General features: G+C 57.0%; 7 protein-coding genes and 1 pseudogene. 5 read left to right on the forward strand and 3 right to left on the reverse strand.

All coding sequences use genetic code 11. The features are described from left to right. Positions 1 to 91: 91 nt before the first annotated feature. The gene (locus E8K88_RS03910) at positions 92 to 2,326 is read left to right on the forward strand and encodes a cytochrome c biogenesis protein ResB (RefSeq protein ID WP_136405336.1); all 2,235 of its coding nucleotides are present in this window, start codon (positions 92 to 94) and stop codon (positions 2,324 to 2,326) included. 37 nt (positions 2,327 to 2,363) lie between these two features. Then, complete coding sequence (gene ccsB / locus E8K88_RS03915; protein WP_136405359.1) at positions 2,364 to 3,707, forward strand: c-type cytochrome biogenesis protein CcsB; 1,344 nt, start codon at positions 2,364 to 2,366, stop codon at positions 3,705 to 3,707. A gap of 288 nt (positions 3,708 to 3,995) precedes the next feature. Here the strand turns inward: ccsB and E8K88_RS03920 are convergent, their stop codons facing one another. Beyond that, entirely contained in the window at positions 3,996 to 4,799 is an 804-nt protein-coding gene (locus E8K88_RS03920; protein WP_136405337.1) for a crotonase/enoyl-CoA hydratase family protein, read from the reverse strand. Between the two features lie 338 nt (positions 4,800 to 5,137). On the opposite strand from E8K88_RS03920, the gene E8K88_RS03925 reads away from it, so the two are divergent. Beyond that, entirely contained in the window at positions 5,138 to 6,202 is a 1,065-nt protein-coding gene (locus tag E8K88_RS03925; protein ID WP_205880017.1) for a helix-turn-helix domain-containing protein, read from the forward strand. Between the two features lie 58 nt (positions 6,203 to 6,260). Here the strand turns inward: E8K88_RS03925 and E8K88_RS03930 are convergent, their stop codons facing one another. Beyond that, on the reverse strand, positions 6,261 to 6,740 hold the full coding sequence (locus E8K88_RS03930) for an Lrp/AsnC family transcriptional regulator (protein ID WP_276606648.1): 480 nt from the start codon (positions 6,738 to 6,740) through the stop codon (positions 6,261 to 6,263). 133 nt (positions 6,741 to 6,873) lie between these two features. On the opposite strand from E8K88_RS03930, the gene E8K88_RS03935 reads away from it, so the two are divergent. Then, on the forward strand, positions 6,874 to 7,809 hold the full coding sequence (locus E8K88_RS03935) for a DMT family transporter (protein ID WP_136405338.1): 936 nt from the start codon (positions 6,874 to 6,876) through the stop codon (positions 7,807 to 7,809). Positions 7,810 to 8,371: 562 nt separating this feature from the next. Here the strand turns inward: E8K88_RS03935 and E8K88_RS18560 are convergent. Next, positions 8,372 to 8,628: pseudogene (locus tag E8K88_RS18560) on the reverse strand (IS481 family transposase); the annotation flags it as partial. 473 nt (positions 8,629 to 9,101) lie between these two features. Here E8K88_RS18560 and E8K88_RS03940 point away from each other — a divergent pair. Beyond that, on the forward strand, positions 9,102 to 11,115 hold a 2,014-nt coding region (locus E8K88_RS03940), incomplete at its 3' end, for an Ig-like domain-containing protein (RefSeq protein ID WP_136405339.1).

The following is an 11,115-nucleotide window of genomic DNA, read 5'->3' on the forward strand; positions in this document are numbered from 1 at the left end:
TGCTTTGTTAAAAATCCTCGCCAGGCAGCTAGCCCGACTGCGGTTTTTGCCGCGCATTGCATCCTTTTGGGCTTCAACGCGGCTGCGTGAAGTGAGTGAACAGGCTCTAAGAGACGGCTATGCACTGCTGTCGTCGATGCGCTTTGCCATTGGCTTGCTGCTGGTGGTCGCGTTGGCGGCAATGGTGGGCACTTTGCTGCCGCAAAACGAGACCAAGGCCGTGTATGTCGAGCGCTTGGGTGCGTGGGGGGCCGAGCTGGCACTGGCCTTGCAGCTCAATGCGGTCTACAGCGCCTGGTGGTTTGTGCTGATCCTGGCGTTCCTGGTGCTCAGCACCAGCATATGTGTGGCGCGCAATGCGCCCAAATACCTGCGTGAGATGCGGCGTTACAAAGAGCATGTGCGCCTGGGCCATTTACGCGCCATGCCTTTGCATATGGAGCTGCCGCTGCAAGAGGAGCCACAAGCTGGCATAGCGCGCCTGCAGCACGATTTGCAGGCCCAGCACTGGCGCGTGCGCGTGCAGCAGCGCGGGCAGGGTGCGGCAGTGGACGCGGTTGCGCCACAGGCGCACGCCCAGGCAGATAGGGGCGGCACGATGCTGGCCGCTCGCAAAGGTGGCAGCAATAAACTTGGCTACATCGCCTCGCACTGCGCGATTGTCTTGATTTGTCTGGGTGGTTTGCTCGACAGCGGGATCTGGGCGCGTGTGCCAGTCTGGCTGGGCTGGAAAACGCCGCTGCCGGCCATCTCGGCTGCCCAGCTGGCGGATGCGCAAGCGGGCAATACGCTGTCTGCAGCCACGCCTGCCTACCGTGGCAGTGTGATCGTCTCAGAAGGCGCGCAAACAGGCACGGCGATTCTGCCGCAAAGCAGCGGTTTTTTGCTGCAAACGCTGCCGTTTACGCTGGAGTTGCTGCGTTTTGAGGTGGACTACTATTCCACCGGCATGCCCAAGCTGTTTGCCAGTGAGGTCATTGTTCATGACCGCGCCACAGGTGAGAGCACCGAGCAGCGCATTGCAGTCAACCACCCGTTGCGCGTGCATGGTGTGGATATTTACCAGTCGAGCTTTGCCGATGGCGGCTCCATGCTGCAATTGCTGCCCCAGCGTTTGGGACGTTTTGATGGGCAAAGCGCAGCACCTGCCCAGCTGCAAGCCAAGGTGAGGGACACCGTGGTTTTGCCAGCTGCTTTGGGCCTGCCTGGTTACGAGTTGGAGGTGCTTGATTTACGTGTGCTCAATGTCGAGGATTTGACGCAAACGGCAGACAGTCGGCTGGCTGTTGTGGCCGATGTGCGCCCAGCAGGCCTTGGCAGCCAATGGCACAACCAGTGGCAAGACGCACAGCGCATTCGCCGCGAGCTGGATTTGCGCAATGTTGGCCCCAGCGTGGACTACCTGCTGCGCGACCCCGCTGGCCAGACGCAGCAATTTCGCAATTTCATGCAGCCGGTGGACGTAGGCGATGGCGTGCCGGTGTATTTGCTGGGCATGCGCGGCCAGCAAGGCCAGGAGTTTGCTTATTGGCGCGTGCCGCAAGATGCGCAAGGCAGCATGCAGACCTTTGTCGAGGTGCTGCATGCCATCAATGAACCCGCACGCCTGCAAGCGGCCATCGACAGCTACGCCGCAGCCAGTGCCAAGGCCGGCACAGCCGATGTGCAGCAGCAAACCCAGCAGTTTGCCGCCCATATCATGGCGATTTTTTTAGGCCAGGGCGCCCAAACCTTGGCCCAAACAGCGGATGCGCTTGAGCCGGTGCCCGTGGGCTTGGCCGCTGTGCAAGCGTTTATTGAGCAGCAATTCAGCGCTGCGCAGCAGTCCCAGGCCAGCGAAGCCGTCACCCGCATTCTGCAAGGCATTGTCTGGGCACTGATTGAGCAGCAACTGGCCTTGCAAGGTTGGCCTGCGCTGGATGCGGGCGATGCCAGTGCCCAGGCCTTTGCGCAGCAAACGCTGGTGGCACTGGACCAGGCTTTTTATTACCCGGTGCCACTCACTTTCATCTTGACGGGCTTTGAGCAGGTGCAGGCCAGTGTGTTCGAGGTCAGCAAAGCACCTGGGCGCTTGCTTGTATACAGTGGCGCATTGGCTTTGATTGTTGGGGTGTTTGCGATGCTGTTTATTCGTGAGCGCAGATTATGGATTTGGCTGGGGCACAGCGGCACTGAACAAGCACCGCAGAACGTGGTCTTGATGGCCTTGTCCAGCAACCGCAAAACCATCGATGCCGAGCAAGAATTCCACGACTTGGCCCGGACTTTGTTCGGTGTGAACCAGACGGGGGCTACGCACCATGCGGGCGACCGGGAGCAGAAATAAGGACATGATGATGAACCAGCCGCCTGTGCGCAGGCTTATGCCTGCAGCGCCTGTGCCTGCCAGCACACCGCGCCGTGCTTGCGCGCGGCCATGGACCGATTATGGATTCGCTGCCGTGGTGGCCTTGGCCTGTCTGGTGGCGTTGCTGGGCTTGCCTGCGCATATGGATGTCTATGAACAGGCCATTGCAATTGGCGCTGCGCTGGCCTTGATCGCGGTGGGCTGGTACTGGCGGCCGCTGCAGTGGTTTAGCATCTCGGCGGCCCTGTTGGCCGCGCTGGCCATTGGCCTGTACCAGGGGCCCGCTGGTGCGGATTTGGCGCGTGCACAAACGCAGTTTGTCTTGAAATACGCCTTGTCCAGTCAGGCCGCGATTTTGTGGATGTGTGTGTTGTATGTGCTCAGCACGGTGTTTTACTGGCTGGACCTGCTGAGCCCGCGCAGTCCGCATAGCTTGGCAGGTTTGGGTAGACGCCTGGCCTGGGCGGCCAGCACGCTGGCCTTGGCTGGAACACTGGTGCGCTGGTATGAAAGCTATTTGTTGGGCGCGGACATTGGCTACATCCCCATCAGCAATTTGTACGAAGTGTTTGTGCTGTTTTGCTGGGTCACCGCCTTGTTCTACCTGTACTACGAGCAGCGCTACCAAACCCGCAGCCTGGGTGGTTTTGTGATGCTGCTGGTCAGCGCCGCCGTGGGCTTCTTGCTCTGGTATGTCGTGGCCCGCCAAGGCCAGGTGATTGAGCCGCTGGTGCCGGCCTTGCAAAGCTGGTGGATGAAAGTGCATGTGCCGGCCAATTTCATCGGCTATGGCTGCTTTGCAATTGCCGCAATGGTGGCATTCGCATGGCTGCTGCAGCATTACGCGCAAGCTGGGCGGTGGTGGCAATTGGCGCCTTTGTGGCTGCTGGGCCTGGTGCTGTGTTTGGAGCCCTGGTTATTGCGCAGCGCAAGCCCCCAGGGCAGTGGGCTGGCGGTGAGCCCGTACTGGATGGTGTATGGCGGCGTGGTCATCTTGCTGGTGTCACTGCTTGTGGCCTTGCGCAAGCCGCTGGCGCAGCAGCTGCCCAGCATGGCTGTGCTCGATGACTGGATGTACAAAACCATTGCGATGGGCTTTGCGTTTTTCACCATTGCCACCGTGCTGGGCGCTTTGTGGGCTGCCGAGGCCTGGGGCGGTTACTGGAGTTGGGACCCAAAAGAAAGCTGGGCACTGATTGTCTGGTTGAACTACGCGGCCTGGTTGCATATGCGCCTGATCAAGGGCATGCGTGGTGCATGGCTGGCGTGGTGGGCGGTGCTGGGCCTGGTGGTGACGACGTTTGCCTTTGTCGGCGTGAATCTGTTTCTATCTGGTTTGCACAGTTATGGCGAGCTGTAAAAATGGCTTGGCCAGCTCCTGGAGTGCTCCTGACCATGCAGCCGCGTGGGCCCCACCAATATGGCTGCGCAAACACGTTGGGTGAAGCACCCCGCCGGTCGAGGTCGCCGGCTTGCCTGGTTAAAGGCCAGGCAAAAGGCCAGGCAAACGACTAGGTAAAAAGCAGAGGCGGCACATGTGCATTTGCGCAAAAAAGGCACAGACGCGCCTGTGCCTTTGGTGCAGCCGAGCGCCTGTCCTGGTGGGCTTTGCGGCTTAGCTGTTATTGAGCGGCGGCACTGGTGCTCATCAACTGGCCTGGCCAGGCATGACCTTGTGCGCCTTTTTTTGCACAAATTCGCCCAGGCGCTGCTGCACATCATGGCCTTGCTGGATCATTGCCATCACCAGGCCTTCGGTGTAGAGCCCGTCGGTGGCTGACATATCGGCTATGCGGCTGATCGCAGTGACAATTGCGTAGTTTGACAGCGCGGCATTGCTGGCGATTTTGTGGGCTAAAGACAAGGCCAGCTCGGGTGCTGGAGTATCGCCTTTGGCTGTGTCGCAGACATAGTGTGCCAGACCCAGTTGCAGGCCTTCCTGTGCCTGTACGACGCGGCCTGTCAGCATCATCTCCACCATTCGTGGAGCAGAAATGATGCGGGCGGTGCGTACCGTTGCACCACCGCCAGTAAAAATACCGCGTGTGCCTTCTGGCAACGCAAAAAAGGTGCCGCTGTCAGCCACCCGCACATGGGCTGCGCTGGCCAGCTCCAGGCCACCGCCTACGACAGCGCCTTGCAGGCAGGCAACGACCGGAATGCCGCCGTGCTGGATTTTGTCAAACGCCCGGTGCCAGCCTTGACAGACACGCATGAACTCGACGCCGCTGCGTTCCTTGTCATGGTGCTCTTTCAAATCCAGCCCGGCGCAGAAGTGGTCGCCTTCGGCCTTCAGCACAATCGCACGGATGTGGCTGGGAATGTGGGAGAAATAATGGTCAATCGCAGCAATTGCTTCTTCATTGAGCGCATTGCGCTTGTGCGCGAGGTTCAGCGTGACGATGCCAACATGGTCTTGTTCTGAGGTCAGCAAAATGGGGGAGGTATTCATGGCTTGAAATGGTGGGAAATAAGAGACGATTGGAACGAAGGCAATTGGCAAGGCTTGGGCATGCGAACATGCAAAAACTGCCAACTACCGGCTTCGCCGTATGCGCTGGTTGGCAAGCCCATGCGTTACAGTGAGGTACCTGGACAGCGCATCAGGAAAAACTGAATAGGCTGCGCTCTCTACCGTTTCTGGGCTGCAGGGCTGCTGGTTTGAATTGAGACAATCCTTCACGCACTTGCGCATACGGTGTTGGGTTCTAGGTGCTTAGAATAGCCAGTCCCGGCACTGCTCTCAATAGCCAATACCGACCTGTAATTTGCAAAAACTGACATTGATTGATGACATCTGCAATTTCTGTTTCCCCTGCTACGACGCCAGTTGATGGCTTGACCGCCACGGTGTCGGTGGATTTGGTGCAAGAGCTGCTGCAAAGCCTCAGTCGCTTGTGCACAGAGGCGGTGCTGGACCAATGTCTGCAGCAGGCTGGGATAGTCAAGGACTTCATTGCCAAGCCCGGCGCACGCGTGACGCACGACCAGTTGGTTGGTTTGTACCAACACAGTGCCCGGGCCACTGGCGATGAAATGATGGGGCTGTGGAGTCGCCCGATTCGCACTGGTTCCTTGAAGTACATCATGCGTGCGGTGATGGGCGCGCCATCGATTCAGGTGGCCTTGTACCGCTTTATGCAGTTTTGGAACTTGCTGCTGGACGATTACCGCCTCGAGTTCACACACAGCGAGCAGGTCTTGCAGATGGCTTTGATACCACGCACACGCGCACAGAGCCTGAACCGCTTTGGCCATGCATTGCTGCTCAAGCTCACGCACGGGATTGTCTCTTGGCTGGTAGGGCGTGAGGTGCCAGTGACCAGCGTGGGCTTTGCGTTTGCGCGCCCGCATTTTGCAGCGGATTACCCGGTTTTGTTCCCAGCGCCAGTGGCCTTTGCTTGTGCGCACTCGCATATTGTTTTTCCTGCCGAATTGGGCAAGCTGCGCTCTAGCCGCAATGCCGCGCAAGTACAGGCGTTTTTGACTCGTGCACCGCGTGACTGGATTTTTACCGCATCGCATGCGCACGCCATGCCGCTGAGGGTGCGTGAATTATTGTCGACCGATCTGGGGCGCGGCCTGGACGATGTATCCGCCAGGCTGCACATGTCGCCGCGCACCCTGATTCGCAAGTTGCAGGCAGAAGGCCAGTCATTTCAGGGCATCAAGGATGAATTGCGCCGCGATTTGGCACTGCTGTATTTGGCGCGCAATGCGGTATCTTTGACTGCCATTGCAGAAGCATTGGGCTTTAGCTCAACCGCCGTGTTCCAGCGCGCGTTTAAGCATTGGATGGGCATGACGCCGGGCGCGTACCGAGCTGCGCAACAAACGATTGGGCGTTGCGAGTGAGGCGGCAGTAATCGGGGTGTCGGTTTGGAGCCTTTCCCCTTAGAGCCTGTTTGCGATCTCAACGCAAATGGTCGGTTGGCAGTGCGGTTGTGTATTTGACTTGGCTGAGCGCAAAGCTCGAGCGGATGCTGGCTACGCTAGGGATTTGTGTCAAACACTCCAGCAGCAGGGTTTGGTATTTGATCAAGTCCTCGATGACCACTCGCAGCATGAAGTCGGCCTCGCCACTCATTAAATAGCATTCCATGACCTCAGGCCGGATCGCAATGGCGCGCGTGAACACTTCCAGCGAATCCTTGTCCTGCTGTTTCAGTGTGACGTGCACAAACACGTTGACCGCCAGGCCTAGTTTGAGTGGATCGACCAGCGCAACCGAACCCCGCAGCACGCCACTGTGCTTTAAATCGGCGACTCGGCGCCAGCACGGCGAGGCCGACAGGCCCACGCGCTCAGCCAGTTCTGCGTTGCTCAGCTCGGAGTTTTTTTGCAGCTCATCGAGGATGCGCAAGCTGGCTTCATCCATCTCAATCGTGCTCAAGGTGAGAATTTCCTGGTTTTTGTTAAATGGCGGTTTGAATTGGTCATTTTATCGCGAAATAGAGGAAAAGTAGAAGACCTATTTCCGCCACCCATGAGTACCATTGCTGGCCAAAATTGTTCCGAATGACGCCATGACCGCCTCTCAAGCTGCCGCAGCATTGCGTGCCCAACCCGCCCAGATGACTGGGTTTAAAAGCCTGTTGTGGCTGGCGCTGATGGTGCTGTTATGGGGTCTGAGCTGGCCCGCGACCAAGCTGGCCTTGAACACCGTGCCGCCTTTGTGGCTGGCTGCAATTCGCTTTGGTAGCGCAGCACTGTGTTTGTTTGGGCTGCTGGCCGTGCGCGGTAAGCTGGTGCTGCCAACGAGAGTCGATTGGCCGATTGTGGCCAGCATCGGTTTCTTGCAGATGATGGTGTTCACCGGCTTGGGCATGATTGCGATGGTGCATGTAGATACCAGCCGTGCCGTGCTGTTGGCCTACACGACCCCGTTGTGGGGCGTGGTGGTTGGGTGGTTGGCCTTGCGCCAAACGCCTACGCGCTGGCAGTTGGCCGCGTTGCTGCTGGGCTTGGCTGGCATTGGTTTGATCTGCTCACCCTGGGAGATGGATTGGTCGGCGCCCGGCGCTGTGATGGGCGCGGCATTCTTGCTGGTAGGCGCAATCAGTTGGTCGGTGGTGATCTTGCACATCAAGCGCCATCGCTGGAGTGCTTCGCCCTTGGCATTGGCACCTTGGCAGATGCTGCTCGCTACGGTGCCGCTGGCGGCGATTGCCTACGGGCTAGAGGGCGCGCCCACCGAGATTGCATGGGATTTGCGCCTGGTTGAGCTGTTGGTGTTCATCGGGCCGATTGCCACGTCGGCCTGTTTTGTGATTTCGGCCGAACACGGCCGGCGCGTCAGCACCTTCGCGATGTCGAACTTCACCTTGGGCGTGCCCTTGATTGGCATTTTGGCTTCCGTGCTGTTTCTGGGGAACCAACTCACCGTGCTGTTCGCCGCCGGTTTGGGTTTGGTTGTCGCTGGCATGGTGCTGGCTGCGACGGCGATGGTGCGCGCGCGCTGATTGCTGTCGCATACCTCCAAGTGAGCAGGCCGAGCAATGCTTGACAAAAGCTCGCAGCCTGACCGCAACACCATTTGGTGCTTTGGTGCTTTGGTGCTTTGGTGCTTTGATGTTTGGTCCAAGCATTTGCTGGGGCGGGCTACTCTGAATCGATCAGGGTCAGTTGTCTACTGCGCATAGACGAATTCGACTGGTGTCAGGCCCTTGAGATTTTTGTGTACCTTTGCCCACAGTTGTCGACGTTGATGCAGTCAGCCTGGTGTTGACGCAACTGAGCATGATCGTCGTAATGCAAGTGTTTGACTGTGGCCATCCTCGGTGGTGAGATTCATTCGCTCAACCTGGCTTTTGGTCGATGGGTGCTGAGCTTGGCTTCGGTGTGGTGATGCCGAACACCACTATCAGCACAGAACCGAGAAAAAGCGTGTGTAAGTGTGTAATTGTTTCATGCCAGCCGTGCTGAACTGGATGCCGCTGTCAGTTTAGACGGTATGGATGCCATCGGGCGTAGCAGCAATCGAATTGCGTAAAAAATGCGCCGAGGTGATGAACAGGATCAAATGATTGGCGCCAGGAGGTAAGGCCCGCCCTGGGCTGTTTGCACCTCTGCAATGTCGATGTGGAAGTGGCCAACCGGATAACTTTTGAATTTTTCATGATCGGGTTACTGCCCTGAACTTCGGGCAGTCCAGAAATCCCACGGCGCCGCACGCATGGGTGCAGCGATGAGCGTGCCAGGACTGGGATCCTTGGCTGTAGCGCATACAGACAAGCATCCAGTGGCCGCAATGTATGTTTGCGAAAGGCCACGATAGAGGCCGCTTCATTGCGTGTAAGAACGTGAGAGCCTGTTCATCATTTCCACGCAGTCGCGCACAACACAACAAAGAGTCAGTGCAAGGCGCCTGTTGCAGCGCATGCGTCTGCATGAGCTCAACGGGCAGCGCCGCAATGCGCTTTTGTGGGCCTGGCCCTTGGTGTTGAAGCCCACAAGGCGCACTTTTTTGTTCAACGTCCTCGCCGGGCAAGTAGCCCGACTGCGGTTTTGCCGCGCATTGCATCCATTTGGGCTTGACCGCGGCTGCCTGCTGATGGTGAATTGGCGCTGAACTTTTGCCTATATTTTAAGCGAAGCTGAGAGCGGCATTGTTGGCGGCAAGGTCGCATCGATCATTGATGCAGCAACGCCTTTCATGCATAGAAAAAAAGCCTGATCGAAAAGATGGAGAAAAGTTTCTTTTTGAAGTATTATTTACATTCGTTTCATTTTGTTAAAAATAGTATGAAAAAAATTGCATTTGATACATTTGTCGGTCGTTGCCCTTGGCGCGGTTATAGGCGCCAAAGACGCAATCGGACAAACTGTTTTTTTCGATGATTTCGGCTCGGGGACTGGGCGGCGGTCATCCCCCTACGTTCCCTCGAAGGGAGCGGACAGCTCTTTAGGGCCGGACGCGTTCTATAAATATGCAGCCTCTGGCAAGATTCCAATCTATACGTACGCGCTCATGCGGCCGTCGCAATTGACGATGGCTAATACGCAGCAAGATTTCTGGAAACCCCTTAGCACGGATCACTCGGGCAGTACAAACGGGGCAGTGGCGGTGTTCAACGTTGGAGACAGACTCAACCAGTTATACCGCCGCGCGTTTCCGGTTGAAGCAGGCAAAAGTTATAAAGTCAGCGTATGGCGCTATCTTGTCAACGCCAGTAAAGCCACGTCGCCACAAGGTCCTGTTCATTGGGGTTTTGAGCTGCAAAACGTCAATAGCGAACATAAGCTGGCTACGTCGCCAAAAATTGCAAGCAAAGGATTATTAAATTGGGAGCAATCGTCCTGGGTCTTCACCATTCCGGATAATTGCGTCGCGCCGGATGGTGGCGTTTTGCAGTCTGTGATTGCTCTGCGTAACCTCACTGCTGAGAGAGATGGCAACGACATCTATATCGATGACTTTTCCGTTACCGTATCCGGCACTCCTGGAACTATAGTGGAGTGCCCAACGGAACGTGAGTTTGCCGTAGATGCCCGGGACGATAGTGCTACCACACTGCGCGATACGCAAGTCTTGATTCCTGTTACAGCGAATGATTCCACCATTTTGGGCCTGGGCTCACCTGGTAATGAAATCCATTTGCCCTCTTTGGCCCAGGTAGCCGCACCAGCTCGTGGATCTATTACAATTGACAGGACTACAGGGGTAATCGCTTATACGCCGAAACCCGGCCTTACGGGTCGAGACACCTTTAGCTATCAAGTTTGTAATGATGCCCCTAACCCTGTTTGCGATACAGCAATTGTAACTGTGGATGTCAGTGCAGGCGTGGTTGTGGCAAATGATGATTTTGTCACTGTCAAGACAAGTGCCACTGCGCAGACAGTCAAGAACGTGTTGCAAGGTGACATGCTGGGAAGCAGTGCCGCGACCGCGCAGAATACTCGCATGACGGTGGTGTCCAATCCTAATAATAGTCCCGAGCTGACCCTTAACACCAGCACGGGTGCACTCGTTCTTGCGGCTGGAACTCCTCCTGGTGTGTATTCTGTCGAATACGAACTCTGTGAGGCTGCAGTGCCTACCAACTGCGATCGTGCAGTAGCAACAACCTATGTGAGTGCGGGGGATCTGGTCGTGCCAGCGCCTCCTTTACAGAGAACGACTGCAAGTCCTCAAGACACACCTGCAGGTAGCGTGCTCAATGACGTCACACTGGGTGGCAATCCAATTAACCCAGGTGATGTGACGGTTACTGCGACGAACAAGCCAAACAACAGCCCAGCGCTGACGGTGGATCCAACAACGGGTGTAGTGACAGTGGCTGGTGGCACGCCTCCTGGTTCATACACCATGGAGTACCAGGTGTGCGAGATCAATGCACCTACAAACTGCAAGACACAGACTGTAACGGTGAAGGTGGGCGTTGGTGATCTGGTTCTGGTCGATCCAGTGATTACCACTCCGGTGGGCGATCAAGACACGACAGTGGGCAACGTGCTCATTGATGGTACTTTGGGTCCCAATCCAGTCACCCCAGGTGACGTGACGATTACTCCGACGAACAATCCAAACAACAGCCCAGCGCTGACGGTGGATCCGACAACGGGTGATGTGATCGTCGCTGGTGGTACGCCTCCAGGTGAGCACACCTTGGAATACGAAGTGTGCGAGATCAATGATCCGAGCAACTGCGAAACCAAGACCGTGACGGTGCATGTCAGCGCAGGTGACCTGGCCTTGCCAGCGCCAGTGATGACAACGACTGCAAGTCCACAAGACACACCAGCAGGTAGCGTGCTCGATGGCG

This window comes from Lampropedia aestuarii (assembly GCF_004803635.1).
Lineage (GTDB): Bacteria > Pseudomonadota > Gammaproteobacteria > Burkholderiales > Burkholderiaceae_C > Lampropedia > Lampropedia aestuarii.